Annotated in this window: 32 protein-coding genes and 3 pseudogenes; 16 read left to right on the top strand and 19 right to left on the bottom strand. The window is 46.6% G+C overall.

Annotated features, from left to right (window positions below; translation table 11 throughout):
- Positions 1-87: 87 nt before the first annotated feature.
- Both ACQGXV_RS21480 and ACQGXV_RS21475 read right to left on the bottom strand, forming a co-directional pair.
- Positions 88-873: a hypothetical protein gene (locus tag ACQGXV_RS21480; protein ID WP_440863053.1), complete on the bottom strand. Its 786-nt coding sequence runs from the start codon at positions 871-873 to the stop codon at positions 88-90.
- A 240-nt stretch (positions 874-1,113) separates the two neighbouring features.
- Positions 1,114-1,281: pseudogene (locus ACQGXV_RS21475) on the bottom strand (IS5/IS1182 family transposase); the annotation flags it as partial.
- 305 nt (positions 1,282-1,586) lie between these two features.
- On the opposite strand from ACQGXV_RS21475, the pseudogene ACQGXV_RS21470 reads away from it, so the two are divergent.
- Positions 1,587-1,883: pseudogene (locus ACQGXV_RS21470) on the top strand (Rha family transcriptional regulator); the annotation flags it as partial.
- Positions 1,884-2,485: 602 nt separating this feature from the next.
- On the opposite strand, the gene ACQGXV_RS21465 reads toward ACQGXV_RS21470, so the two are convergent.
- The 3 genes from ACQGXV_RS21465 to ACQGXV_RS21455 form a co-directional block, all read right to left on the bottom strand.
- A complete protein-coding gene (locus ACQGXV_RS21465; protein ID WP_440862665.1) occupies positions 2,486-3,019 on the bottom strand; it encodes an IS630 family transposase in 534 nt (177 codons plus the stop codon).
- The gene (locus ACQGXV_RS21460) at positions 2,943-3,308 is read right to left on the bottom strand and encodes an IS630 transposase-related protein (RefSeq protein ID WP_440862584.1); all 366 of its coding nucleotides are present in this window, start codon (positions 3,306-3,308) and stop codon (positions 2,943-2,945) included. The genes ACQGXV_RS21465 and ACQGXV_RS21460 overlap by 77 nt, the downstream gene beginning before the upstream one ends.
- A gap of 663 nt (positions 3,309-3,971) precedes the next feature.
- On the bottom strand, positions 3,972-4,592 hold the full coding sequence (locus tag ACQGXV_RS21455; protein ID WP_440863052.1) for a BRO-N domain-containing protein: 621 nt from the start codon (positions 4,590-4,592) through the stop codon (positions 3,972-3,974).
- A gap of 331 nt (positions 4,593-4,923) precedes the next feature.
- Here ACQGXV_RS21455 and ACQGXV_RS21450 point away from each other — a divergent pair, with 331 nt between their 5' ends.
- On the top strand, positions 4,924-5,298 hold the full coding sequence (locus ACQGXV_RS21450; protein ID WP_440863051.1) for a hypothetical protein: 375 nt from the start codon (positions 4,924-4,926) through the stop codon (positions 5,296-5,298).
- A gap of 2 nt (positions 5,299-5,300) precedes the next feature.
- Here the strand turns inward: ACQGXV_RS21450 and ACQGXV_RS21445 are convergent, their stop codons facing one another.
- From ACQGXV_RS21445 to ACQGXV_RS21435, 3 genes are read right to left on the bottom strand one after another with little or no spacing between them, the layout of a single operon-like run.
- Positions 5,301-5,684 (bottom strand): antiterminator Q family protein, encoded by a 384-nt coding sequence (locus ACQGXV_RS21445; RefSeq protein ID WP_440863050.1) that lies wholly within the window; start codon positions 5,682-5,684, stop codon positions 5,301-5,303.
- A 51-nt stretch (positions 5,685-5,735) separates the two neighbouring features.
- Positions 5,736-5,894: a helix-turn-helix domain-containing protein gene (locus ACQGXV_RS21440; protein ID WP_440863049.1), complete on the bottom strand. Its 159-nt coding sequence runs from the start codon at positions 5,892-5,894 to the stop codon at positions 5,736-5,738.
- Entirely contained in the window at positions 5,891-6,148 is a 258-nt protein-coding gene (locus tag ACQGXV_RS21435) for a hypothetical protein (RefSeq protein ID WP_440863048.1), read from the bottom strand. Before ACQGXV_RS21435 ends, ACQGXV_RS21440 begins: the two co-directional genes overlap by 4 nt.
- A gap of 83 nt (positions 6,149-6,231) precedes the next feature.
- On the opposite strand from ACQGXV_RS21435, the gene ACQGXV_RS21430 reads away from it, so the two are divergent.
- Both ACQGXV_RS21430 and ACQGXV_RS21425 read left to right on the top strand, forming a co-directional pair.
- Complete coding sequence (locus ACQGXV_RS21430) at positions 6,232-6,597, top strand: IS630 transposase-related protein (RefSeq protein WP_440862584.1); 366 nt, start codon at positions 6,232-6,234, stop codon at positions 6,595-6,597.
- Complete coding sequence (locus ACQGXV_RS21425) at positions 6,521-7,054, top strand: IS630 family transposase (protein ID WP_440862665.1); 534 nt, start codon at positions 6,521-6,523, stop codon at positions 7,052-7,054. The genes ACQGXV_RS21430 and ACQGXV_RS21425 overlap by 77 nt, the downstream gene beginning before the upstream one ends.
- 181 nt (positions 7,055-7,235) lie before the next feature.
- Here the strand turns inward: ACQGXV_RS21425 and ACQGXV_RS21420 are convergent, their stop codons facing one another.
- The 8 genes from ACQGXV_RS21420 to ACQGXV_RS21385 all read right to left on the bottom strand — a co-directional run bounded on the left by ACQGXV_RS21420 (position 7,236) and on the right by ACQGXV_RS21385 (position 12,107).
- On the bottom strand, positions 7,236-7,751 hold the full coding sequence (locus ACQGXV_RS21420; protein WP_440863047.1) for a phage N-6-adenine-methyltransferase: 516 nt from the start codon (positions 7,749-7,751) through the stop codon (positions 7,236-7,238).
- The gene (locus ACQGXV_RS21415; RefSeq protein ID WP_440867544.1) at positions 7,748-8,185 is read right to left on the bottom strand and encodes a recombination protein NinB; all 438 of its coding nucleotides are present in this window, start codon (positions 8,183-8,185) and stop codon (positions 7,748-7,750) included. Before ACQGXV_RS21415 ends, ACQGXV_RS21420 begins: the two co-directional genes overlap by 4 nt.
- 109 nt (positions 8,186-8,294) lie before the next feature.
- Complete coding sequence (locus tag ACQGXV_RS21410; protein ID WP_440863046.1) at positions 8,295-10,169, bottom strand: toprim domain-containing protein; 1,875 nt, start codon at positions 10,167-10,169, stop codon at positions 8,295-8,297.
- Between the two features lie 100 nt (positions 10,170-10,269).
- Positions 10,270-10,452 carry a hypothetical protein gene (locus ACQGXV_RS21405; RefSeq protein ID WP_440863045.1) on the bottom strand — a complete coding sequence of 61 codons (183 nt, stop codon included), beginning with the start codon at positions 10,450-10,452 and terminating at the stop codon, positions 10,270-10,272.
- 115 nt (positions 10,453-10,567) lie between these two features.
- Complete coding sequence (locus ACQGXV_RS21400) at positions 10,568-11,086, bottom strand: hypothetical protein (protein WP_440863044.1); 519 nt, start codon at positions 11,084-11,086, stop codon at positions 10,568-10,570.
- Positions 11,083-11,247 (bottom strand): hypothetical protein, encoded by a 165-nt coding sequence (locus ACQGXV_RS21395; RefSeq protein WP_440863043.1) that lies wholly within the window; start codon positions 11,245-11,247, stop codon positions 11,083-11,085. The genes ACQGXV_RS21400 and ACQGXV_RS21395 overlap by 4 nt, the downstream gene beginning before the upstream one ends.
- 98 nt (positions 11,248-11,345) lie before the next feature.
- Positions 11,346-11,678 (bottom strand): hypothetical protein, encoded by a 333-nt coding sequence (locus tag ACQGXV_RS21390; protein ID WP_440863042.1) that lies wholly within the window; start codon positions 11,676-11,678, stop codon positions 11,346-11,348.
- A gap of 198 nt (positions 11,679-11,876) precedes the next feature.
- On the bottom strand, positions 11,877-12,107 hold the full coding sequence (locus ACQGXV_RS21385) for a transcriptional regulator (protein ID WP_440863041.1): 231 nt from the start codon (positions 12,105-12,107) through the stop codon (positions 11,877-11,879).
- 106 nt (positions 12,108-12,213) lie between these two features.
- On the opposite strand from ACQGXV_RS21385, the gene ACQGXV_RS21380 reads away from it, so the two are divergent.
- A complete protein-coding gene (locus ACQGXV_RS21380) occupies positions 12,214-12,954 on the top strand; it encodes a S24 family peptidase (protein WP_440863040.1) in 741 nt (246 codons plus the stop codon).
- Positions 12,955-13,595: 641 nt separating this feature from the next.
- Here ACQGXV_RS21380 and ACQGXV_RS21375 read toward each other — a convergent pair.
- Positions 13,596-13,874, bottom strand: a complete 279-nt coding sequence (locus ACQGXV_RS21375; RefSeq protein ID WP_440863039.1) for a hypothetical protein — start codon at positions 13,872-13,874, stop codon at positions 13,596-13,598.
- A gap of 308 nt (positions 13,875-14,182) precedes the next feature.
- Between ACQGXV_RS21375 and ACQGXV_RS21370 the strand changes: the two genes are divergently transcribed.
- Positions 14,183-14,545 (top strand): antitermination protein, encoded by a 363-nt coding sequence (locus tag ACQGXV_RS21370; RefSeq protein ID WP_440863038.1) that lies wholly within the window; start codon positions 14,183-14,185, stop codon positions 14,543-14,545.
- Positions 14,546-14,559: 14 nt separating this feature from the next.
- Here the strand turns inward: ACQGXV_RS21370 and ACQGXV_RS21365 are convergent, their stop codons facing one another.
- Positions 14,560-15,006: a hypothetical protein gene (locus ACQGXV_RS21365; RefSeq protein WP_440863037.1), complete on the bottom strand. Its 447-nt coding sequence runs from the start codon at positions 15,004-15,006 to the stop codon at positions 14,560-14,562.
- 268 nt (positions 15,007-15,274) lie between these two features.
- Between ACQGXV_RS21365 and ACQGXV_RS21360 the strand changes: the two genes are divergently transcribed.
- The 7 genes from ACQGXV_RS21360 to ACQGXV_RS21330 all read left to right on the top strand — a co-directional run bounded on the left by ACQGXV_RS21360 (position 15,275) and on the right by ACQGXV_RS21330 (position 19,905).
- Positions 15,275-15,550 carry a hypothetical protein gene (locus ACQGXV_RS21360; protein WP_440863036.1) on the top strand — a complete coding sequence of 92 codons (276 nt, stop codon included), beginning with the start codon at positions 15,275-15,277 and terminating at the stop codon, positions 15,548-15,550.
- A 96-nt stretch (positions 15,551-15,646) separates the two neighbouring features.
- On the top strand, positions 15,647-15,952 hold the full coding sequence (locus ACQGXV_RS21355; protein WP_440863035.1) for a hypothetical protein: 306 nt from the start codon (positions 15,647-15,649) through the stop codon (positions 15,950-15,952).
- Between the two features lie 356 nt (positions 15,953-16,308).
- On the top strand, positions 16,309-16,494 hold the full coding sequence (locus ACQGXV_RS21350) for a hypothetical protein (protein WP_440863034.1): 186 nt from the start codon (positions 16,309-16,311) through the stop codon (positions 16,492-16,494).
- A complete protein-coding gene (locus ACQGXV_RS21345) occupies positions 16,491-16,796 on the top strand; it encodes a hypothetical protein (RefSeq protein ID WP_440863033.1) in 306 nt (101 codons plus the stop codon). Before ACQGXV_RS21350 ends, ACQGXV_RS21345 begins: the two co-directional genes overlap by 4 nt.
- Positions 16,793-17,308 carry a hypothetical protein gene (locus tag ACQGXV_RS21340; RefSeq protein ID WP_440863032.1) on the top strand — a complete coding sequence of 172 codons (516 nt, stop codon included), beginning with the start codon at positions 16,793-16,795 and terminating at the stop codon, positions 17,306-17,308. Before ACQGXV_RS21345 ends, ACQGXV_RS21340 begins: the two co-directional genes overlap by 4 nt.
- Positions 17,305-17,934, top strand: coding sequence for a lambda exonuclease family protein (locus tag ACQGXV_RS21335; protein ID WP_440863031.1), 630 nt, complete (start codon positions 17,305-17,307; stop codon positions 17,932-17,934). The genes ACQGXV_RS21340 and ACQGXV_RS21335 overlap by 4 nt, the downstream gene beginning before the upstream one ends.
- A gap of 255 nt (positions 17,935-18,189) precedes the next feature.
- Positions 18,190-19,905: a hypothetical protein gene (locus ACQGXV_RS21330; RefSeq protein ID WP_440863030.1), complete on the top strand. Its 1,716-nt coding sequence runs from the start codon at positions 18,190-18,192 to the stop codon at positions 19,903-19,905.
- Between the two features lie 459 nt (positions 19,906-20,364).
- On the opposite strand, the pseudogene ACQGXV_RS21325 reads toward ACQGXV_RS21330, so the two are convergent.
- Positions 20,365-20,525: pseudogene (locus ACQGXV_RS21325) on the bottom strand (IS5/IS1182 family transposase); the annotation flags it as partial.
- A gap of 279 nt (positions 20,526-20,804) precedes the next feature.
- Between ACQGXV_RS21325 and ACQGXV_RS21320 the strand changes: the two are divergent.
- The 3 genes from ACQGXV_RS21320 (at position 20,805) to ACQGXV_RS21310 (ending at position 23,187) form a co-directional block, all read left to right on the top strand.
- Complete coding sequence (locus ACQGXV_RS21320) at positions 20,805-21,593, top strand: BRO-N domain-containing protein (protein ID WP_440863029.1); 789 nt, start codon at positions 20,805-20,807, stop codon at positions 21,591-21,593.
- Positions 21,594-21,943: 350 nt separating this feature from the next.
- On the top strand, positions 21,944-22,711 hold the full coding sequence (locus tag ACQGXV_RS21315) for an antA/AntB antirepressor family protein (protein ID WP_440863028.1): 768 nt from the start codon (positions 21,944-21,946) through the stop codon (positions 22,709-22,711).
- 122 nt (positions 22,712-22,833) lie between these two features.
- Entirely contained in the window at positions 22,834-23,187 is a 354-nt protein-coding gene (locus tag ACQGXV_RS21310) for a tyrosine-type recombinase/integrase (protein WP_440863027.1), read from the top strand.
- Positions 23,188-23,270 lie beyond the last annotated feature (83 nt).

Here is a 23,270-nt window from a genome sequence, read left to right as displayed (position 1 = left end):
AGGATTGCACACCCATATCAAAACCGGTAACTCTCAACCTTTCAAGGTCCAGTGTCAGCTCAAGTCACGACTAATACAGATAAGTATTTAACTTGGCCGTGGACTCTTCTTCTTGCCAAGGGCAATAGTAACATGCTCCTCATTTGCAACATGTTCAGCGACATTAGCGATATCCCATGCTATTTGTCTAACATTTAATTGTGCTGCTTTTAGCATGTCTGAATAACGCAGAATTTCTTGCGCCTGCTTTACGCAGTGTATGCTATAGAGACCAGTACATTCGTGTTTATATGTAGCGGTAAGATTATCAATTGTCCGTTTAAAACCGCCTGCTCTGTCTATAGCTTCAGCAAGCTTTATTTGCAATAAATCTAGCTCATATCCCTCATGAGCAAGATTTCTTCTTGTATTTGCTGGTAAGTGATTAGCCGATGTCTGCTGTTGATTGTAGTAAAGTTCGAGAAACGCATTACTAACCCAACGACAGGTAGAGGCTACACCCGTTACTGCGCCCGCTTTAGTTGCCGCAAGTATGACGTTAGCTGTACTTATGGGGTCCGTCGGTGGACTCCATGCTCTCAACCAAGCAGCTGCATTTGCACCACAGATGGTTGCAATAACATTTGCTCCATCACCGCTAGTTAAAGGTCCACCTCCTCTGGCAACATAAGCTAACACTGAATTTAATGTTCCCCAGCCAGCCCAAGCCCCCCCGGCAGCAGCGCCGTATATAAGTGTCTTGTACTGTTGGTTAGTAAGTGCATAAACAGGATTTAGAGCCCCTAAGCACATAAACACTAGGTAAGTAATAAGTGATTTTTTAATACTTGACATGAAACCCCCATAAATGGCGAACATATCCAGAGGTTTCATATTAATTGGTAATTATTAAAATAGTATTACATATATATTACCATTTGTTAATAAAATTAAATGTTGAGGTTAATTAGCAGAGCTCGCCACAGATTTTATGAATCACAGGGAATAATGCTATCATGGCATGCCTATTTTGGATTAAAATGTTGTTAACTCTAGGCGGCGTCCCTTAATTGCCTAGGGCTTTGTTGAATAAATCAGAATTAGCCGACAGGATGGCTCCCTCTGCTACACCTGTTATCCGATCCTGACGCTGTGTGGCATACCCAACAACGTCATACGGTTCAGCGCTTTGACCATCGCCATTGCTTCACCTACCTGAGCCTCATAGTCACGCAGGCTCAGGTGGCCACCCAACAGAGTTTTGATGCGGAACATCACTGTTTCTGCCACTGAACGGCGGTTATTGACGCAAGGAGAACCCATGCGCTATAGTCAAGCTGCATCTGCAAATTCAGGTGCCGGGTTTGAGACCCCGCCGAGATTCACCGCGACAAACTGACACGCCGCGAGCGTGTTTTTTTATGTCGCAATCTAGCTACACTTCCATGGTGAGCTGGATGGGGCAGCCGTAAGGCTGGCCGGACGGTGATCCCGGTAGTCTCAACCCTGTTCAGTTCACCACCAAATATGAGTTTGAGACCTCATGGTGGTGATTATAAGTTCACTATCTGGAGGTCACCATGACGCTTCAACCATCTGTTACCACACCAAAAGTTACCATCCATAACGGTAAAGCTGTTACTACGTCACTAGACGTTGCTGGTTATTTTTGCAAGCTCCACAAGAACGTTATCCGTAGCATCGAATCGCTCGATTGTTCACCTAAATTCACTGAGCTCAATTTTGAGCCGAGTGAATATACCGACAGCACAGGCCGCAAACTCCCGATGTATAAAATGACTAAAGACGGCTTCGTCTTCCTCGTCATGGGCTTCACGGGCAAGAAAGCAGCAGCGTTCAAGGAAGCTTACATCGCGGAGTTTAACCGCATGGAAGAGCGGCTTCATGGAGCAGTTGCCGTCAGTGGTGTAACCAGCGAAATCTTACTTACCCTTCAAGATAATAAAATCATCAGCTCCCGGCCCATCGCTGACAACGAGTATGTTGCCAGTCTCGATACATTGTTCGAGATTGCGCGCCGAGCTGACTATCTCGTCATACACAAAGACGATCTGATTAAAAAGCTCGCTAGCTAATCACCAATCCCGCCCCGGTATCGCGCCGGGGTTTTTGTGCCCTATTCCCAGCATTTCGAACTACCTCAAATTCCTGGGTAGTTGCCCAATCGATTTAGGTACCACCAATTTCATCGTAACTCACTGATTATAGAGTGCAGGATCTGCACGCCTCCCGATATGGGCACCACCTGCACATTTTCCCCACTCCTGCATATTTTATCTACTCCTGCGCATTTTCGTTACTCCTGCATATTTACCATGGTAGATTCTGAGTACTAGGCTCGTAATTCCCTGCTATGCCTGCCGCCCGGCCCCGCGCCGGTTTTTTTTCACCACTAATCATCAATCCCGCCCCGGTATCGTGCCGGGGTTTCATTAATCACATTGACTTGTGAGGACCTTACTATAGCCAAGCGACTTAATTTTGATTACACCATATGGACTGAGAACAAACTCTCTGTATCGCAACCCATCTCTCTTTTTTTGCTTTTTGCTTGTGCCCATTTATGCTCAATTGGGTTAAGATCTGGCGAATATGTAGGCAAATACTCCACCATATACCCTGCATCGATGATGACTTGTTGAATATTATGTTTTTTGTGAAAAGTGGCATTGTCCATCATGATTACACTGTTTTTAGGGAGTACTGGGATAAGGACTTGTGTGACCCAGGCATAGAAAACATCGCTGTTAATATTGATATCAAATAATCCGATAGCAAACAGCGTTGTGCCTAATAAAGCGCCGATAACATTTGTTCTTCCCCTAGCTCCCCAGTTCTTCAGGCCAAAACACCGTTGACCTTTTGGGGAATAGCCGTGAGTCCGTGGGGCATCGTGTGAAAAACCACTTTCATCAATAAAAACAATAGGTTTACCTTCTTTTTCATACTGTTGTTTTTTTTGTTGAAATCCCTGCCGGGCGTTTTCGTCGGCTTTCGGATGACGTAGAGTTTTTTTTATAGGTCAATCCCAGCTTTTTAAGCGCTTGCCAAATGGCCTTCTGACAAACGCCAAAACGCTCTGCACGTTCTTTTTGGTAAGCATCTGGATATTGTTCAACATCTTTTATCAACTCGGATTTATCGATCTTTCGCTGACGCGTGGTCGATGCTTTTGACTCTATTTGATTAATCCAACGCGATACAGAGGCAGGGCCAATCCGAAATTGCTTCGCTGTTTCTCGGATACTCAACCCTTCGTTTTTCCGTGTAGATATCACTTTACGTCTAAAATCAATTGAATAGCTCATTTAAATAATGTAATCAAAATTAAGTCGTTTAGCTATATAGGCTTCCTTATACAAAAGATGCGGTGAAGACGATACCAAACCCCGTATCTGTATCGACAGTCCACAGAAAACAAGATATATCGCACACAATGCCCAGCACAGGGTAAACGTAACCATGCCCGCACTCAGGAAAATGGATGGCTGCTTTTGGGTTAGAAGCAGAAAAGATGATCCAATACCTACAATGAGAATGTTTAATAGTTTATAGCTATTTTCTTTGCTCACAGTATTCGACTGATGAAGCTCCCTAATGCAGTCTTCTCCCTGCTTTTCTAAAAAGTTAAGCAACTCATCATCGATATCGAGGAAATAATCCTTCGGTAGATTTTCCACTATGCACCACCCGTTAAAAAGGAAAAGCCCCAACCACCAGAGGGAGTTGAGGCTTCATGTCCTGCGCGCTTTTGCCGCAGCATGGGCAAATTATATGTAGCTCAGGTGCTCACTTCAAGAATTTAACTGATCGTTTGATCAGTTATTTAACGTCAAGAGTTAATGGCGTTGTAGAAACTGCTGGATATCCGCTTGTTGCCATCGTGCTAAGGTATTCGTCAGCAACAGATTGTGCGATTGATTGATTTCATCAAGCAGCTGTTTCATTTCTGATACAACAGCGTCTGCATCCTATCGATTCTTGAGAACTCGCCGGACGGCTTCCCTTTCAGCATCGTACATGACCTCTTTCAGCGCATTAGTGAAACTGTAAATGCGCTGGCACTCTTCGGCGAGGATCGGGATATGACTCACGCCAAAATGCTGTGGGGAAGAGACGCCAGCCGCATAGCGCAATGCATGCCATATGGCATTGCTCCACGAACGCTCGAAGCGGAAGCCGTTTGTCATACCCCAGATGAGCCGTGCAAGATGAGATGTATCGTCGTCGGTCAGTAGCTCTCGGGCCTCTGGCTGGTGAACAGGCTGGCCCACTTTGCTGTCGAGGACATCCAACACCCATTTGCGGAACTCTTTGGCAATCGGCGTATTGGCGAACATCGCTATCAAATGAGCGCCGCGCAGGGAGAAGATGCGAATTTTGCTGCGCAGATTGTCGTAATTGTTTGATTTTCTCGAGACGCCCAAATTGACCGTCTCGGTCATGTCAGCTGAGCATTCATCTTTGTTGCGATTGTATATTTTCGTTACAGCGTCTGTTTCAGAGTACTGCAAAGCTTTTGCAAGCTCAGCAGATGTGAACCAGATCTGCCCGTTGTGGGATATGGTTTCAAGAATGGTATTGCGAAACATTAGGCGGTTCATAGTGATTTCCTTCTTAGTTAAGAATAATCACCACCGTAAGACGCTAATCTAAAGGGTGGTGAGCTGGATAGAGTTAGCGTAACCGGCTAAGAAGGACCCGGCGAGCCTTTCGGCTCCCCCATCCAGCCCACCATTATTCTGATATGGTAGACTGACGCATAAAAAAACACGCTCTTGGCGTGTTATGCGCCTTCTTAGTTAAACCGGAACGCTAATTCCGACACCTGGATTTACAGGTGCGGATTGACTATAGCGCATGGGTTATTCTTCCGTCAACAGGATTACTGAGTTACACTTGGCCTAAACAGGAGGATTTCCCATGGGCCAAGTCGCATTTGATACATTGCAGGCGTCAGAAGAGCTTCAGACAGCCGGGCTTACCAGTCAGCAAGCCAAGGCGATTTCGCTCGTCGTACGCAAGTCTCATGAAGTCGCGGATGTAGCTACTAAGGCCGATATCGTTGAAGTTAAGCATGAAATTGCCGAAGTAAACCGAAATGTCGCCGATGTCCGTAAAGATTTAACATTTCAGATAACTGACGTCCGCAAAGATATGGAAATAGTCCGCAAAGACTTGCAACTTGAGATGGCAGGTATTCGCTCTGAGCAAAAACTCATCCGCTGGATGCTTAGCGCACTTATTGCCGGCATGATTTCGCTAATCATCAAGGCGTTTTTTGTAGCCTCAGTGTAACATCAGGCAGCCCCCAAAATTTCAGCCACGCGACCCGCGATGTAGGCTTCGGCCCTTTCGAGCACCTTGCTCACATAGGTGCGGTGACGGTGTGGTTGCATAGCGTCACCTATCCTCTGGCACGACACCTTGCCCTTGTAATACGCCACCACGATATCGTATCCCAGTGGGTCAAAGACCTTCAGCCGCCCTACCGCACGGTCAACTATCTCCCCGTCCTCATCGGACAACATGGGCCGGATATCGCTGCTGGCCGTGACAATAGGCCATGCTGCCTTGTATAGCCAAGCGACATTATTTTGATAACAGCCAGCTATGCTTCTTTGCCGCATATCAGGGCATAGGATGTAATCATTTTTAAGTCGGTTGGCTATACTCGGTGCCAATGCGTGAGCCGCTCCAATTTCCCCATGCCGTCAACAGGTATCGAATATCTCTCATTTCACCGCCCCCCAGTTTTTGCCGTTCCTGATGCTGTAGATATGCTGCTTGCTGGTCTCGAATTTCCTCGCCACCTCAGCCACCGGCATACCGGAGTCCAGTAGCGCCCGGATAAGCGGGATATCTTGCGCCGTGAGTTGCACACGCTGTCTCATGCCGCTGCCCCCATGCGATAGGTAATGCCCTCCTGATACCAATCCGGTAGGGTGAACTCGATTCGCCAGATGTTGCCGCCAGCCCGTAATTCCCGCAGTCGCTTGAGCTCAGTTTTCATGTGCTGATAAATCTCATTCATCTGCCACGGCTTTAACCGCACCGGCACTGCTGCCAGATGCGCCACGCGGTCAATGACCATCTCCCCATAAGTGATGTTGGCGTGCATCGTGAACTCATACGGGTCTTCACCCAATTTACGGTGGCAGCCAGCGCAGTGTGCGAAGGCATTGAAGGGATGGTATAGCTAAACGACTTAATTTTGATTACATTATTTAAATGAGCTATTCAATTGATTTTAGACGTAAAGTGATATCTACACGGAAAAACGAAGGGTTGAGTATCCGAGAAACAGCGAAGCAATTTCGGATTGGCCCTGCCTCTGTATCGCGTTGGATTAATCAAATAGAGTCAAAAGCATCGACCACGCGTCAGCGAAAGATCGATAAATCCGAGTTGATAAAAGATGTTGAACAATATCCAGATGCTTACCAAAAAGAACGTGCAGAGCGTTTTGGCGTTTGTCAGAAGGCCATTTGGCAAGCGCTTAAAAAGCTGGGATTGACCTATAAAAAAAACTCTACGTCATCCGAAAGCCGACGAAAACGCCCGGCAGGGATTTCAACAAAAAAAACAACAGTATGAAAAAGAAGGTAAACCTATTGTTTTTATTGATGAAAGTGGTTTTTCACACGATGCCCCACGGACTCACGGCTATTCCCCAAAAGGTCAACGGTGTTTTGGCCTGAAGAACTGGGGAGCTAGGGGAAGAACAAATGTTATCGGCGCTTTATTAGGCACAACGCTGTTTGCTATCGGATTATTTGATATCAATATTAACAGCGATGTTTTCTATGCCTGGGTCACACAAGTCCTTATCCCAGTACTCCCTAAAAACAGTGTAATCATGATGGACAATGCCACTTTTCACAAAAAACATAATATTCAACAAGTCATCATCGATGCAGGGTATATGGTGGAGTATTTGCCTACATATTCGCCAGATCTTAACCCAATTGAGCATAAATGGGCACAAGCAAAAAGCAAAAAAAGAGAGATGGGTTGCGATACAGAGAGTTTGTTCTCAGTCCATATGGTGTAATCAAAATTAAGTCGCTTGGCTATAGCGTGTCGCCTTGTGTCGGCGGGACTTGAAGTGGGAGCAATGGAGATTACCGTGGTCATGATGAAAATAGTTACCGCAGTAATCGCAACACCAGTTGGTTCTCTCACGTACAAGCTCAGAAAATACCGCATCATGCTTATCGCGTTTTAGTGCCATATCACCCCCACATCCTGTTAATCAGCGCGTGTTTGCTTACCGTGGTCATCCCTTTTGGGGTTGCACGCCACGGTCGCCAGATGAACAACACGCTGCCCTTGCTGTTACCCGCCTTGCCTTTTTTGCCCGTTTCGGCGCTAATAAACGACAATCGTCCTTCGGTGATGAAACGCACCTCATCAACCGTTTTCCGTGCCTGTGCGAACCATCCCGTCGAGGTATCAGCAGGCAGCAGCATAACGACCGTTTTATTCTGCTTGCGGCTCTGCTCAGCAGCTTTATCAACCCAGGGGAGGATAGTGCTGTACGGGGGATTGCAGAAGATGGCTCCGTTGCTACTCCAATCACAGGAAAGGGCATCATCCTCTTGCGTCAGATACAGACGGCACAGGGTATTGTCGTGGTCAGCGGCGGCATCGAGGTAGAAGCCAAACTCCGCATCCAGCGCCTGGAAGACCTCGGGCGGGGTTCGCCATGTGTCCTTGTGCTCTGGTCTGGTGTGTGATTTTAGTGTCATCGGACTCTCCCAAAATAATCCCCTGAATAACGCACCTTGCGCAGCCTGACGCCGTTGCCGACCGCCCACGACTGGGTATATTCGATTAAACTGTTCATGCGCTTTACGCCCATCTGAGCTGTGCTCTCGCGGAGGCTGCAAAACTCCCCCTCCAGTCCTGTGACTACCTCCGCCGGCCTGCCGGTAGCGATGGCATGTCCCGAGACAAACAGCGCCTTCCAGTCCAGCAGCGGGCGCGGTTTATCGGCCCACACCACCTGACGCGAAACATCGGTGCATAACGCATGGAACAGGTCGTTCTGCGGTAATGTCCGTTTAGCATCGTTGATGGTAATTTCGAGGGGGCGTTGTGAGTCGGTGGGCAGGGAATCAATAAACGCTTTCAGGTTTTTTCGTATTCGTTCATCACGCAGCAGGAAGCATGTTTTTTCCATCACCCACCTCTGAATTTACCCACCCAAACAAAAAGGGCTGCCATTGCCAGCAGCCCCACGATGCATTCTGTTAGATATGCCGTCATTCGTATTTCCCTCGCTGTTTGCGTTAAACCGCCATACGGCGCATTTCAGATATCACCGCACTTTGTGACTCCCCACGGGCGTAGTTGAAAGGAATACTCTTTCTGTCGGCCAGAAACTGATTACTCAGCAAGTTGAACACCAGGGGGATTTTCCCCTGCCAGCCTTCGCCGTTACGCTGCTTGTCGAGCAATAACAGCGTTCCAGGCGCTTCCAGTAGCTTTTGCTCTTTTTCCGATAAAACCTCGTTGCCAAACTTCCTCGCTTTCTCTACCACGGCTTCACGCGCCTTGTTGCGCCAGACGGTGATCAGGTTATCGGTCAAATCCGTGATAGCGCCGCTTCCCTTGACATCCATCTTGCCGACCGGCTTTTCTTCGTTTTCGCCTTTTCGGGGATGAGTTACCAACAGCACATGCACCGGGTAAGTCAGCTTGAACTCGCATAAGGCTTCCATAAACGCCTTCTGGCCGTTGTAATCATCCTCATTGAGTCCGCACATCATCAGCGAGTCCACGACAAACAGTTTCACGCCATAGCGCTTGTGCGCATATTTGAACACGGACAAAATCCGTTCTCCCTTGGCTTTACCCGTCACGTTGAACAACCACATCCGCGCATCGAGCAGGTCCATCATCCGGTCTACATCCTCCGGTGAGGTATCCCCCGTAGATACGGCTTGTCGAATCATCCGTTTCAGCAGGATAGCAGGCCGTAGCTCCATCGAGGCGATGCAGGCAGACACCCCCTGGTACGTCGCCTCAAGCGACAGATGCCCCACAAACTGCGATTTGCCGTGACCGTTAACGCCGTTGACCAAGGTCAGTTCGTGCGTCCTGAATCTGAAATTCTGCTCCAGCGTGGGCCACGGACTGGTGAACAGACCGGGAGCGGGTGAAAAAAAAGCCGCATGGACTTCCTGACGGAATTCGCCCGCCCGTTTGAGTTCTGTGGGGTCGAACGTCTCAGCGTTCATGAAGAGGCGTTGAAACTGCTCCACGGAAATATTATTGACCAGGCATTCGTTAGCGTCCTTGTGGGGTAACTTCACGAAGCTGCAACGATGAATACCCAGCCGGGTAGCAATTTCCTTGGCGGCGGATTGCCCGGCGGCGTCCATGTCCATGCACAGGAATATCTCTCCGAAACGTGATAGATTTTCGTACTCATGCTCAATCCACTGCTGCTTGGCCCCCGTCCCGCCACCGAAGGGAACCGACAGTGCCGGGAGGCCGTACTGGTGGAGGCTCATCGCGTCAATTTCGCCTTCACAAATCACCACCAGATTGCGCTCTTTGGGGTTGATGGCCTGCCAGCCAAACAGACAGGGTTCACAATCAGACTCCACCATGATGATTTTTTTACCGTCATGACGCTCAATCCCCAACCGCTTGATTTGTTTCAACTCACCGTCGCGCAGGTAGGGGAAGGCGATGGCAGGGACTTCCTGCTTGGTCTCGTGGTTGAATATCACCGCGTCGGTCACTTTGAACGCTTGTGCCGTCTCGTGGGAGATCCCCCTTGAGGCCAGATACGCGAAACAGTCGCGGGAGCCTTTGACGCCCTTGCGCTCAGGCTTCTTGAAGATTTTTGGCTGTTTCGGCAGGAACTCATTGCTCTCGTCCTTGACACCCAGAAACACTTTGGCCTCCTGCATGGCCTGATGGAGTTGGATACCGCACACCGCTACCCACAAGTCCAGCAAGTCGCCACCCTGTCCGCCGTTGAACTCACACCAGACCTGCTTGCCGGTGAGATTGACCTTGAGCGATTGCCCCTTGTTGCCGTCCAAATCACCGACAACCCATTCCCCATTGACGCGCCGACCGTTGGGGAGTAAGTGAGCCACCACCTGCTCCACCCGCTGCCACAACAGGCCGGATAATTCCTGGATAGTCATACTGCCTCCAATCGAAAAATCTTAAAGCCCAGCGTCACTGCCGATATCGGCATAACCCCGTGGCAGTAACCGGCAATCAAAACCGGTTTCAGCCATGATTTCATCGCCCCTCCAGAAGTTCATACAGTGCCAGTTCACGCCGCTGCTCTTCGGTCAACCGGGAGGCATCGAACGCGGGCGTGGTATTGGCTGGCTCGGTGATTTTTTCGGGGAACAAGCCCTGCCAACCGCGCTCGATGGACAAACCAATCACCGCATCGGGGTTGACATGGTTCTCCAGCATCGACCTGATGCGCTTGCAGGTGGTCGGGGTGAGTGGGTGACGAATTTCTTTCCGGTGCTCCACCCAATCGGCCCAAACCTCTGCCGACACGTTCGACGGTTTTTCGGTTAGCGGGTCAAATTTGTTTTTCTTGTCGGTAAGGGGTAAGGGGTAAGGGGGTTTTGTTTTTAATCTCTGTAGTAATCTCTGTAGTAGTCTCTGTATCCTTATCTATACATTGGGTCAAACTTACCATTTGCATTTGGTCAATTTGACCTGATGCATTTGGGTCAATTTGACCTGATGCATCGTCCACATTTTTAACCTCCAGAGATTTCAGCGCGTCATAGTTGATGCTGTACCATTTGCTCCGATCGCGCTGGTCTTTGTTATAATTCGCCGTAAGCAGTAGCCCTTGCTTTTCCAGGCTGGTAAGCGCACGTTTAACGGTAGTTTCACTCCAAAATGGAAATTGAGTTTGCCATTCAGCAACGCTGTTATAGACCCACTTACGGCCGTTATGAACGTGACGAGAGTTGCCCAGCCAGTAATGGATTTGTTGCAGTACCATCGCTTCATTCAGGCCAATGGTGCAGGCCAGAGACGGGAGTACCTGCAACGGATTTTCGTGGATAAGTAAACGGCTTGTGCTCATTTGCGTTTCTCCTCGGACTCATGCTGAGCCAGGTAAAGTTGTTGTTGCAGGCGGAAGAGTTCGGCGAATTTCTTCGCCGCATCCTCCGGCATCAGTGTTTGGGGTTCAGGATGAGGTCGACAGGCGCCCTTTTGCTTGAAATTCCGGCGGTTTAGTGCCATAATTTCTCCTGAAATTAATGAGTTATTGCAGTTTTAAGCCGGAAAAGTGTTCGCGCACTGACCGGCTTTTTCTTTTGTGCTTGCATCATATTCTCCTCCTATGCAGCAAGGCATTCGTCGCCTGATACAGATTCAGCCGCTTCCAGTTGATACTTCGCGAACTCCATCGCTGAACGAAGCAGATAGCGGTATTCATCCAGCGGCATCTTCTTCTCGCCCTCGAAGACAAAATCCTGCACACCACTGGCGGCTAAGATATCCATCGTCTCGGTGAGCTTCTCTGAGCGGCGCAGGACGGTTGAATCGGCGACACCCAGCATTTTTGCGATGTTGGTCTGGCGTACCCGGGCAATCGCCTGATATGCTGTTGTAACGAGGTGACGGCTAATGAACTCAACCGCAGAATTTTTGCGTGTTTTTGCACGTTCCATTTGTGATACTTTCCTTGTTGAAAGAATAGGTTATCGGATGCACATGTAGATACACGGCACCTGTGGTGTAATTAGGTAATCAACAGACGTGACGAAGCCGTGAGGCAGTCACAGTGAGTGTGTTACTGTGGGATGTTGAGTTCGCCACGTTGTCGGTGGCTTCCGTAGGACGAGTGTACGTTGTGAAGGTGCTACTGGCTAGGCTGCCTGTTCCGGATGTGGAAACAGCTCAGGGAGGTCAGGGCGAATTTGATAAGCCAAGACCCTGCCTTTTGTTACCTTTTCTATCCGTTTTGCATTAGTTGGAGAAGTTTTTTTCTTACCATGTAACCAAGCCCAAACTGAGGGCTGCTTAACATTACAAGCAGCGGCAAGCTTTAACTGACTCCCTACGATCTTAATAGCTTCATCAATAGCTTCATTGTACATAGTTATACCTTTTTTTGCTTAACGCAATAATAATAGCCAAAGATATCCACCTTGTAAATAGCTTTTGGCTTTTGAGGTTATATATCTGAAGTTATATGCTAATGGTATGAAAGAGATGACATTTTCAGACAGATTAAATCTTGCAATGAAGGAAAGTGGCCATACACAAGCGTCATTAGGTGATGCTGTGGGGATGTCCCAGCCCAGCGTTTGGAAGCTTACTTCAGGAAAATCAAATAGTACACGTAAGTTACTTGAGATTTCTCATGCACTTAAGGTCCGCCCAGAATGGCTTTCTACTGGCCGTGGACCAATGCGCCAAGATGGGATTAATAGTTATGTAGCACCTCTTGAGGAGCTTCCTGATGGCTTTAAATGGGAAAGAGTGGCTGTATGGGACGAACATACACCATTAAAAACTGACGAAGTTGAAGTCCCTCTTCTGAAAGATATTGAATTTGTTCGTGGAGATGCCCAAATTTGTGATGAAGGGCATGACGGTTCTAAATTACGCTTCGCAAAAGAGACCCTACGGAGAGTAGGTGCAAATAATGACGGATCCGGTGTGATTTGTTTTCCCGTATCGGGTAACAGCATGGAGCCAATACTCCCCGATGGCAGCACGGTAGCAATAGATACAAATAATAAACGCATTATTGATGGAAAGATTTACGCCATAGCCCAGGATGGCGGAGGGGATAGTAAACTTAATAGAGTCAGACAGTTGTATAGAAAACCCGGTGGAAAGCTAATTATTCATAGTTTTAATCCCGAGGAACATGAGGAAGATACAGAGTCTGATGTAGAAGTGATCGGACGTGTTTTTTGGTATTCAGCCATACTCTAATACCCAATAAATTTACTGAGAAATCACTTTCATATTCTTACTGAGCCTGCGTTCTGTGGGCTTTTTACCTCTCAGTCATACCCCCCTTCTCATTGATCAGCCAGCCTAGAACGATCTTTTACTAAAAATAAATTCCTTTCCATATCAATAAAATAACCTAGTGACAACCAAAATAAATCCAAAAGCTATTTACAGCTATTATATCTTTGGATATATTTATTGCACCAACCCACCAGACAGCCTCCGGCCAGACGGTGGAACACCAACCCGCAACGGCAATACCCCGGCAGGCAAGACCTCGAGTTACCCGCCGATTGCCTGAGCGTAAGTAGCCAGCCCGAGGCACAGGAACATGACGGCGGTTGGGATAGCTAACGAGAGAGGATGAGAGATGAAAATCATGCAGATTCGAGGGAATAACCAAGATTACTTGAATTGGAAGAACAATGTGATGCGTGATGCTAACAGCTTTACGCCAGGATGCCACCTTATCATGGCAGCCTGTGAGCAAGCAGATGAAACAGGGCACATGATAGAAAAAGCGTTTTTCTCCACATGCCCCAAAACTAAGAAAATAACGCTATACGTATCAGGTGATCCGGACGTGTTTCTTAAAACGATACGAATTATTGAAATGAAATCTACATTTTTACTTCAGTCTGAAACCCCGTTTTTCGCGGAAGAGAAATATTTTTTTTAATCAATGAGATAATTTCTGAGCGTGTATCTTCGATATCGACAGAGGTGAATTTTGTATCTGGAACATGATTACGCACAGAATCGATCATCGCTAAAGCGGGCTGTGTAATGTTATTACTACCATCAATATATGATATTGCAATTAATGGGATATTAATTTGAGCTGCTGCTTTTACCGCAGTTTCCAAAAAATCAACATAAGTATCTTTGTTGGATGCCATAACAATAATTGCTCTTGATTGCCTGTGGAGTCACTAAATTATCAGATTCTCTAGCCTGTGGAAAGGAGGGAACCACTGCCGCCTGAGGTGGAGAAGTAAACCAGGCATTAAACCACAGCAGATTAATGAGTCTGCTCTGTTTTAACCGCTCTTTCAAAACGAGCCTCGTGCTCTACGGAAGCCACCGACAACGTGGCGAACCTTTACCCAGATGTTTTTGGGGTGTGGTGGGCTGAATAAAAATTATAGCCAACACCAGGGCCACCACTGGCTCACCACACCACCAAAACCATCTATTGGAGGGGAGCATGGCTACCATCATTTACCGTAAATCTATTAATCCTGTTAATTGTGTTAGCAAAACAAACGCCGCTATTCGCCTTCATGCCAGACGCAAGGCAGAGGCCATCCGGCGTGAACTGGTGTCATCCCGTATCGATAAAGCTTTAGGTCAGAAGCCAGAAAGACGCAAAGCGCTTAATCGAATTGAATTAGCCTTCAAGCGCAAACGTGCGCCAAGGATTAATTTCAATTTACTGGCTAAGTTCAGAGAGAAAATTAATCGTTTCGCCGAAATGTACGACAGGGTTAAGCGTCTTAACCATCGCATCTGGTACAGCAAGCCGAAAACCGAGTATGGCATTACCGCCAAAGCAAGGCAGACGTATTAACTTGGCAGCACTGATTACCCACAAAGTAACCGTAACAACATTGATAGCCTGGAAAGCTTTTCTTGATTTTCAACAGGCAGATCAATTTTTATTTGCGTTTTCCGCAATGCTATAGGCTTCAGACAGGACCAGATGTTGTTATCGGCACTATCAAGTTCAATAAGTTTTGCTTTCAGGTCTGCATCACTGAACCGGGCTTCATTTGTGAATAATCGAAGATACTCAAAGGATTGTTTCGCGGCTCCTGCGGACTGCTTGCCAAATTGGTAAGTCGATTGCACCGCTGAAATGATCACGATCATCACCCCGAAGAGAAATGGGTTCGCTTTTAGCACTATCGCTGAGCCGAAAATCAACGTTAACACCGAAAAGAGTCGGTCAATCCGTCCCGTCGCGGTGGAGTACAACTGTTCTAGATAATATCCATAAAGGATGTGGTCTTTAATTTCATCTCGGCTCATAGCGATTCCTTATGGTTGTCAGCCTCCGGTTTTCTTCGGTGGCGGTGGCGGCGGAGCCTTAGGTTGTGGCTCGGGTCTTACATTCTTTTCGGGTAAATGGTCATAGGCCAGCCTTTCGGTAGGTGTGACCGTTTGCTTTTTAGACATCTGCTTGTCCTTCTATTGCATTGGGGTAAGCATATTTTAACCGATTCCTTTGCATTGGGGAATGCAGGAACCCTCGCCGCCTGAGAGGGTCACCAAAGCAGGCCTTAACACAGAGGCCACCATGCAAAAGCTCATTGACGAATTCGACCACCTGATAGAGCCAGGGACGATTGTGACTCAAATCATCCTGTCGGGCGTTGTAGACGACTGTGGTTATCTCATACAAGAGAATGATAATCCTGATTTCTTTAGTGTTTACATCCGTGGCGGCGACGGCTTGCTACAGACCATTGGCGACTTCTCCGACCGTGAGCACGCACTCGCTTATGCCGCGAGGATGGTTGAAAAATATCAAACACCGCTGACGGACAATACCCGGAAGTTATTAAATGATTGAGGCGCATTAAATAGATTTATCGCTGCAATCTCCCCCCTATACTCAATAACGCCACCGGACAGTGGTTTTTTTACGCCTGAATCCAAGGAATTTTAAATGAAAAAATTTGAACTCACCGCCGAAGTGAAGAAGTTTTTCGGCATCAAATTATTCCGCATTAAAGCGCTTGTCGCCTTCGGTAATGTTGATGAGGGCGAACTTGGCGGATGGGTAGAGAAAGAATCGAATCTGGCTCAGGACGGCAATGCGTGGGTGTACGGCAATGCGCTGGTGTCCGGCAATGCGGACTGGATCACCATATCCCCCATAGGCTCAGAAAACGGAGTTCTAACCGCATTCAAGCAGAAGGACGAAACGGTAATGGTACGTAGGGGGTGTTTCTCAGGAACGGGGCTTTGTTGAATAATAGGGAATCATGCTGTTTTGACATGCCTGTTTTGGTGGAAGATGCTTGTAACTCTTGCGTGCTCCTTCCAATTCTGACTTTAACCTACTGATTTTACGTTAGGGGAGCCCGACGTCTTTGTAGGTTCGCAGCATAATATCTATTTATTCAACAACGCCCAGGAACGATTGAGAAATTTGAAGCAGCAGTAAATAACCGCCACGGTGATAACAGGCATGGTGAAATTTATCGTCATGTCATTTCGTTGCTGAAATTACGCTTTAACCTGTCATAAAGAAATGAATAGTTAACCCTCGCCGATATTCCTCGGCATCATTAATACATCAATCCCAATAGTTAAACGGAGAACGCCATGCAATATGCCTTTGCAGGGTGGCCTATTGCTGGCCGCTCGGAAACACAATTTGACCCTATTCGGTCAATCGAACATCACCGCTCAAATATCGTCACGGGCCAGAGCTTCAAAAACAAAAGCTGGCTGCAACGGTTATTCGAGCAGCTTATTGCAACGGTTAATCAGAAGGGGAACCCGATATGAAAATCAGTGAATCAGGACAACGTGAAATTAAGGGTATTATCTCGACATTTTCAGATGCGGATTTGGATGTGGTTAACACCTATTACGCGTTTGCTGATAAACGAGTAAAGCAAGATGAAATTTTTACTGCCATTCGCAGAATGACCGGCGTTGACGAAAGCGTGGTTGACATTCTGGCGAATGACCCTGACCAGCAAATAGCCCTTGAAACATTCACGGATAGATTTATTCAGCTGCTTGCAAAATACGAATACGCCACGGAGTTGTGGTTGAGAATGGGAAATGGGGAGGATGCAGCATGAGTGAGCAGGCCAAGACGCACTACAGAAAGGCGTTCGATTCGCCTTATCTCAGCAGTGCTGACATTGTGGAACCAACGGTTTTAACGATAGCAAAAGTAACGCTCGAAACGGACAAAACCAAGAAGACAAAGGACGTCTTCAACACAGCATATTTTGCAGAGAAAGAACTGCGCCCGGGCGAGAAATTGAAGCCGATGATCCTCAATGCGACGAACAGCAAGACCATGAAGGCCTTGACTGGCTCTCCTTACATTGAAGACTGGGCCGGAACACGAGTTACTGTCTATGTCGATACAAAGGTGCGCTTCGGCAATAGCTCAGTGGAAGGGCTACGCATAAGCCCTACCCGCGTCACCAAGCCAGTTTTGACACCGGCATCTATTCAGGCATGGAACAACGCCAAAGCAGCCTATAAACGCGATGGTGACTTGCGCAAGGTGCTAGAACGCATGGATATGTCAGAAGAGCACCGGCAACAGCTTATTAGCGAGTGCGTGGAGGCTGCGGCATGATTTGGCATGACATCCAGCAGAATACTGAGGAATGGGAAGCGCTGCGCGTAGGAAAGGCCACGGCGTCTAATTTCGGGTTAATCATGGCTAACGCCGGGAAAGCGTTTGGCGACCCTGCAAAGCGTTATGCACTACAGATAGCACTGGAACAAATCAAAGGCTCCAAGTCAGAGTTCAGCTTTTCTAACGAGCACATGGAGCGAGGCCATGAACAGGAGCCGATAGCCAGGATGCTGTATGAGGACATGAACTTCATTAGCGTAGATAACGGCGGATTTTTTGACCACGATACGTACGGTGACAGCCCTGACGGATTAGTCGGCAGTGATGGGGTGATAGAGATTAAATCCGTTATCGCCCCGACCCACTACGCCACATTGCAGCGCGGTCATTTCGATCCGTCATATCGCTGGCAATTAGTAGGACACCTTGATTGCACCGAACGCGATTGGGTGGATTTCGTCAGCTATTGCTCAGACTTTCCAGAAGGAAACCAGTTAATTGTATGCCGCCTCAATCGCGATGATTGCAAGGATGAAATAAATGCGCTTAGGGAAAGGAGGCAACAATTTCTAACTCTGGTTATGGAGGTTAAGCAAAATATATTAAATCAGGTTGCAGCATGAGTGCATGCATATCGTCAGGCGGCTACACAATCAGGTTCAGCCTGACGCAAGGGGTATATACTTAACGTACTTCAAGATGCATCCATCTACCCAGCAGAAGGCACGAGTAGTAAGCCCCTCGAGCGCTATTTCCGTGCATTTTGAAGTTTATTGAGTATATGTATACTCAACGTACTTCAAGATGCATCAGCACATTCAGCAAAAGGCAGGTGCAGTAAGCCTATCTGGTTAATTCACAATAGAGGTATAAATATTATGAACGGATTATCAACATGCGATTTCTTTTCAACAAAAAAAGAGAGAATCCCTAAAATAAAAACCGCAAGACTGAAAGAAGAAGATGTTTTTGATGATGACGACGTTGCATATGGACAGTGCACAGGGAAAAATGGTGGAAAAAATTGCTTTAATTTAATACACGTCGAATTAACCAACCCAAGACCATTAAAAGATAATCATATATGTATAGAAGATAATGTTAACTATGAGGAAAATGATGTAGTTAAAATCACTTTCAATAAATTTAACCCTACTGTAATTCTATGTGAAAATGGCTTAATTGAGGGGGGTGAACATTTAGAAAAAAATAAAAAAATGGCAGTCTTAGATAAAGTTAGACCTATTGTTTTTTTGTTATTAAGTTGCATAGGTGCTGAGGCGGCCATAAAAATAGGCAGCGTTATGAGTGTAGATGAGCTGCTTAAGTTTGCAAGATTGGCTTATAAGATAAAAAGCTATAAATTTAATGACAGAGGGGATTATAAAAAAAATTGCAAAGAAGTATTCGACATGTTAGGGTTGAGTGCTAGCCATTATGGTATAGTTCTTGATTTAATAGAGCGAGATACGTTTAACCCAATTCCTAGTGAGTTTTTTTTCTCAAGTGATTACAGAACTTCAGATAATGGGGCGGGGGCTGTTAGTCGTTCTAACTCTGAGCTAATCACACAAGGTGAAAACACTTTTCTAGAAACAAAAATGTTAACTGAAGTGTTAGATGAAATAATTGGAGAAGGAAGCTATATTTATTCTGAGATGAAATCAATAAACCAAAATTCTCTAGAATACATCTTAGATTGCAAGAACGAAATAACCAAACACTTTTCTATAGTCGCTGAAGACATAAATAAGCTTCACATTGCACTTTCCAAAGGGGATGTTGCTTTTCAATCTTATGTAAATAATTATTTCTCTAACGTTTTTTCTCCTGCCAATCTAGGTGATTATGTTTCTTCTTTCAAGGATCTTGTTTGTAAAATGAATAAAGATATTAAAGAAAAAATGGAAAATGAGCTCAGTGGTATTTATATTGCATCTACAAAGCAAATAATAAAAGAAACAAGCGATGGATATTTTTTTTATTCTAAGTTATTAGAGCACATGCAATCATTTGAACATGTTAGTGATATAGAAAAATTCATAGAATTACCCTTTTCCTTTACCAGCAGAATGAGTTATGAAACCAAAAAGGTAATGGTTTTTTTAGCTGATCGTATATTTGACTCAAATCCTTTTTCTGAAAGTTCAAAAGACAAAAAAGCAGCAACTAATATTTATGATACTATAATTCATGAATTCACGCATTATTCTAAGAATGCTATGGATTTTTTTTATCATTCCACACCAAATGGCATTCTTCCTGATTTGGAAATGGCCATGAAGGAATTGTCAGAATTTTCGTCATTCGGAGAAATAGAAAGCGGTAATGAGGGAAGCATTTTTAATTTATCACTCATTGAAAACCACGAATGTCAAACATTGCTTAATTATATAAAATTCTTATGCGAACAAAAGGGCATGGTCCCTAACGCTATTAACTTTAAGTGTATTTCTGAATCTGATGAGTTTAAAGATAAGTTGAGAATGCTTAATGCAGACAGTCTGGCTCTCTACATTAGAGATCTTTCTAAATATGTTGTTGAGAATTTCTCTTCCGATTTTTTCGTGGAGGGATTAATAGTGGCACGCTGATTTTTATCTCCATCAGGCTTTGTTGAATAAATCAGAATGAGTCGACAGGATAGCTCCTGCGGTAAACGGCTTTGTTGAATAATTTAACCGTTTGATTTACATCTTCTTTAGTTAGAATGCATTTACAGAGAATGTATTTTGTTAGAACGACAAATCAAATAGTTAGCACAATAAAAAGCATTCCGAGAGGAAAAATTAGTCGTTGAAATTTTATAATGCTTATATAAATCAGTATCTTAAATTATTCAACAAAGCCGCGGTAAACCTGCTATCCGATCCGGACTTTGGCCGGCATACGGCGTTGTTGAATAAATAGATATTATGCTGCGAACCTACAAAGACGTCGGGCTCCCCTAACGTAAAATCAGTAGGTTAAAGTCAGAATTGGAAGGAGCACGCAAGAGTTACAAGCATCTTCCACCAAAACAGGCATGTCAAAACAGCATGATTCCCTATTATTCAAGAAAGCCCCGGCATACCCAACAGCGTCATCTGGTTCAGCGCTTTAACCATCTCCATCCCTTCACCCACCTGCGCCTCATAGTCCCGCAGGCTCAGGTGGCCACCCACAGCAGAGTTTTGATGCGGAACATCGCTTTTTCTGCCACTGAACGCCGGTTATTGACGCAAGGAGAACCCATGCGCTATAGTCAAGCTGCATCTGCAAATTCAGGTGCCGGGTGTAGGAACCCGCTGGAGTGACCGCGACAAAATGACACGCCGCGAGCGTGTTTTTTTGTGTCGCACATCTAGCCGCATCAAATCAATGGTGGGCTGGGTGGGGCAGCTGAAAAGCTGGCCGGTCGGTTACTCCGGTATTCCTACCCCCATTCAGCTCACCACCCACGAGTGTAGGAACTCTAGGTGGTGATTTACTCAAGTAACCATCGGAGGTCGTTATGACTCATCCAATATCAGCTATTACTCCTTTCTCTTTTGAAGAACATGAAGTACGCGCAGTAATTATTAATGGTGAGCCTTGGTTTGTTGCTGTTGACGTTTGTAAAGCACTGAAACTCACTAATTCAACCGAGGCAATTCGCCGCTTAGATGACGACGAGAAGGATACCCTAAGTTTAACTGAGGGTATTCAAGATGGGGCTGGCAATCCGAATGTTAACATCATCTCCGAATCAGGAATGTTCACCTTGGTACTACGCTGCCGTGACGCTGTGAAGCAAGGCACCCTGCCCCATCGCTTCCGCAAGTGGGTAACAAGTGAGGTACTTCCCTCAATCCGCAAGACCGGCAAGTACGAACATCCACAGTACAAACCCCAAGCCGCTGAACTGTTCAACGATGATGATACGCGTTGCCTGACCCATCTGGTCTGGAGCATGGCAAACGGCTTTCACTTCGACCGGGCATGGAGCAACGCCATTTGGTATGCCCTGCGCCGTGTAACCGGCGTACCCTCCCCTCAGCACTTCGAAATCCGGCAAATCCCCCTGCTGGCCGAAGAGTGCCGTCGTATCTACAGTATTACCAACACGCTCAAGGGTGCCATCTTCGACGCTGAGAAGCAGACGATACGCCGTGTTCTGCGTCACCGTGAAAATGAAGCTATCGTACTGGGCGAGATGCAGCACATGCTCGAAGAGAGCACGCAAGAGCATTACGGTGTCATGACCCACGCACTCGAAAAATGGCAACAGGCGAACGTTAGCCAGTTCCTGCAACGCCACTAACCCAGTCATTTCGCCCCGGTATCGCGCCGGGGTTTTTGTGCCCTATTCCCAGCATTTCGAACTACCTCAAATTCCTGGGTAGTTGCCCAATCGATTTAGGTACCACCAATTTCATCGTAACTCACTGATTATAGAGTGCAAGATCTGCACGCCTCCCGATATGGGTACCACCTGCACATTTTCTCTACTCCTGCATATTTACCATGGTAGATTCTGAGTACTAGGCTCGTAATTCCCTGCTATGCCTCCCGCCCGGCCCCGCGCCGGTTTTTTTTCACCACTAATCATCAATCCCGCCCCGGTATCGTGCCGGGGTTTCATTAATCACATTGACTTGTGAGGACCTTACTATGTCTAAAGAACATCAACTGATTGCCATCGAAACCAATAGCATCAATGGAGAAACCATCCAGACGGTCAATGCCCGTGACCTGCACGAGTTCCTGAAGATCGGCAAAGACTTCTCCAACTGGATTAAAGACCGCATCAAGCAGTACGAATTTGTCGAAAATCAGGACTACGTAATTGTTGATAATTTGAGCTCGCCAAAATCGGCGAGTGCAAAATCTCGCCAACGCCCAATGAAAGATTACTACATCAGCATAGACATGGCGAAAGAGCTTTCGATGGTTGAGCGCAACGAGAAAGGCAAGGAGGCACGTCAGTACTTTATCCAGTGTGAGAAGCGCATCAAGTCCCTGCCTGCCGATCCCGTTCAGATGCTCAATGACCCAGCGGCCATGCGTGGCATCCTGCTTACCTACACCGAAAAGGTTATCGCACTCGAAAGCAAAGTTGAGGAGATGGCCCCAGACGTGAAAGCCCTGCACCGCATCGCCAAATCTGACGGCGGCATGTGCATCACCAACGCCGCCAAGGAGTTACAGGTACGCCCCAAAGATCTGTTCGCTTTCCTCCGTGAGCGTGGCTGGATTTATCGCCGTATCGGCATCAAGAACTGGATAGCCTACCAGAGCAAAATCCAGTCAGGCTACCTCGAGCATAAAATATCACTTATCCCCTGTGACGACGGCACCGACAAAATTCGCGAGCAGGTGCTGGTGACACCGAAGGGACTGGCGAAGCTGTCTCAAGCGTTCTGCCTCGAACCGGCGTAATTATAGCCAAGCGACATTATTTTGATAACAGCCAGCTATGCTTCTTTGCCGCATATCAGGGCATAGGATGTAATCATTTTTAAGTCGGTTGGCTATACATTAAGCAGGCGAAAACAGGCACGATGCTTGCGTTCTCCGAGGCAACCCGCATTGACTGCCTCAATTTATGCCTTGCTGATGTATTGAACCAGTTTAGGGGATTAAACAACGGGGTAGCACATATCGTCGCAGACGCCAAATACAAGCAATTTGCCGCAAAAACGATATCTGCCGCTTTTTTGAAGGCGCGTCGTATATCAGGATTAATATGGGAACGTAACCCTCCCTCATTTCATGAAATCAGAAGCCTGGCGGCAAGACTCTACACCGATGAGAAAGGGGAAGAATATGCACAAAAATTGTTAGGTCACAAAAGCGCTACCATGACAGATAGGTACCGCGATGTCCGGGGGGCTGAATGGAAGCAGATTGAATAATTTCGATCGAATTTCGAGTAATTTCGATCTATACCCTATAACTTATTGAATAATAATCTGGGTATTTTTATGGCGCTATGGCA

The organism is Symbiopectobacterium purcellii (assembly GCF_052050035.1).
Classification (GTDB): Bacteria; Pseudomonadota; Gammaproteobacteria; order Enterobacterales; family Enterobacteriaceae; genus Symbiopectobacterium; species Symbiopectobacterium purcellii_A.
The sequence above is the reverse complement of the archived record's forward strand: the minus strand, read 5'-3'. Positions and strand labels throughout refer to the sequence as shown.

Excerpts from the sequence above, each read along its gene's own strand:
- ACQGXV_RS21480 (WP_440863053.1), bottom strand. The coding sequence starts at position 873 with ATGAAACCTCTGGATATGTTCGCCATTTATGGGGGTTTCATGTCAAGT.
- ACQGXV_RS21460 (WP_440862584.1), bottom strand. The coding sequence starts at position 3,308 with ATGAGCTATTCAATTGATTTTAGACGTAAAGTGATATCTACACGGAAA.
- ACQGXV_RS21455 (WP_440863052.1), bottom strand. The coding sequence starts at position 4,592 with ATGTTTCGCAATACCATTCTTGAAACCATATCCCACAACGGGCAGATC.
- ACQGXV_RS21450 (WP_440863051.1), top strand. The coding sequence starts at position 4,924 with ATGGGCCAAGTCGCATTTGATACATTGCAGGCGTCAGAAGAGCTTCAG.
- ACQGXV_RS21440 (WP_440863049.1), bottom strand. The coding sequence starts at position 5,894 with ATGAGACAGCGTGTGCAACTCACGGCGCAAGATATCCCGCTTATCCGG.
- ACQGXV_RS21430 (WP_440862584.1), top strand. The coding sequence starts at position 6,232 with ATGAGCTATTCAATTGATTTTAGACGTAAAGTGATATCTACACGGAAA.
- ACQGXV_RS21420 (WP_440863047.1), bottom strand. The coding sequence starts at position 7,751 with ATGACACTAAAATCACACACCAGACCAGAGCACAAGGACACATGGCGA.
- ACQGXV_RS21415 (WP_440867544.1), bottom strand. The coding sequence starts at position 8,185 with ATGGAAAAAACATGCTTCCTGCTGCGTGATGAACGAATACGAAAAAAC.
- ACQGXV_RS21410 (WP_440863046.1), bottom strand. The coding sequence starts at position 10,169 with ATGACTATCCAGGAATTATCCGGCCTGTTGTGGCAGCGGGTGGAGCAG.
- ACQGXV_RS21405 (WP_440863045.1), bottom strand. The coding sequence starts at position 10,452 with ATGCTGGAGAACCATGTCAACCCCGATGCGGTGATTGGTTTGTCCATC.
- ACQGXV_RS21400 (WP_440863044.1), bottom strand. The coding sequence starts at position 11,086 with ATGAGCACAAGCCGTTTACTTATCCACGAAAATCCGTTGCAGGTACTC.
- ACQGXV_RS21395 (WP_440863043.1), bottom strand. The coding sequence starts at position 11,247 with ATGGCACTAAACCGCCGGAATTTCAAGCAAAAGGGCGCCTGTCGACCT.
- ACQGXV_RS21390 (WP_440863042.1), bottom strand. The coding sequence starts at position 11,678 with ATGGAACGTGCAAAAACACGCAAAAATTCTGCGGTTGAGTTCATTAGC.
- ACQGXV_RS21385 (WP_440863041.1), bottom strand. The coding sequence starts at position 12,107 with ATGTACAATGAAGCTATTGATGAAGCTATTAAGATCGTAGGGAGTCAG.
- ACQGXV_RS21380 (WP_440863040.1), top strand. The coding sequence starts at position 12,214 with ATGAAAGAGATGACATTTTCAGACAGATTAAATCTTGCAATGAAGGAA.
- ACQGXV_RS21375 (WP_440863039.1), bottom strand. The coding sequence starts at position 13,874 with ATGGCATCCAACAAAGATACTTATGTTGATTTTTTGGAAACTGCGGTA.
- ACQGXV_RS21370 (WP_440863038.1), top strand. The coding sequence starts at position 14,183 with ATGGCTACCATCATTTACCGTAAATCTATTAATCCTGTTAATTGTGTT.
- ACQGXV_RS21365 (WP_440863037.1), bottom strand. The coding sequence starts at position 15,006 with ATGAGCCGAGATGAAATTAAAGACCACATCCTTTATGGATATTATCTA.
- ACQGXV_RS21360 (WP_440863036.1), top strand. The coding sequence starts at position 15,275 with ATGCAAAAGCTCATTGACGAATTCGACCACCTGATAGAGCCAGGGACG.
- ACQGXV_RS21355 (WP_440863035.1), top strand. The coding sequence starts at position 15,647 with ATGAAAAAATTTGAACTCACCGCCGAAGTGAAGAAGTTTTTCGGCATC.
- ACQGXV_RS21350 (WP_440863034.1), top strand. The coding sequence starts at position 16,309 with ATGCAATATGCCTTTGCAGGGTGGCCTATTGCTGGCCGCTCGGAAACA.
- ACQGXV_RS21345 (WP_440863033.1), top strand. The coding sequence starts at position 16,491 with ATGAAAATCAGTGAATCAGGACAACGTGAAATTAAGGGTATTATCTCG.
- ACQGXV_RS21340 (WP_440863032.1), top strand. The coding sequence starts at position 16,793 with ATGAGTGAGCAGGCCAAGACGCACTACAGAAAGGCGTTCGATTCGCCT.
- ACQGXV_RS21335 (WP_440863031.1), top strand. The coding sequence starts at position 17,305 with ATGATTTGGCATGACATCCAGCAGAATACTGAGGAATGGGAAGCGCTG.
- ACQGXV_RS21330 (WP_440863030.1), top strand. The coding sequence starts at position 18,190 with ATGAACGGATTATCAACATGCGATTTCTTTTCAACAAAAAAAGAGAGA.
- ACQGXV_RS21320 (WP_440863029.1), top strand. The coding sequence starts at position 20,805 with ATGACTCATCCAATATCAGCTATTACTCCTTTCTCTTTTGAAGAACAT.
- ACQGXV_RS21315 (WP_440863028.1), top strand. The coding sequence starts at position 21,944 with ATGTCTAAAGAACATCAACTGATTGCCATCGAAACCAATAGCATCAAT.
- ACQGXV_RS21310 (WP_440863027.1), top strand. The coding sequence starts at position 22,834 with ATGCTTGCGTTCTCCGAGGCAACCCGCATTGACTGCCTCAATTTATGC.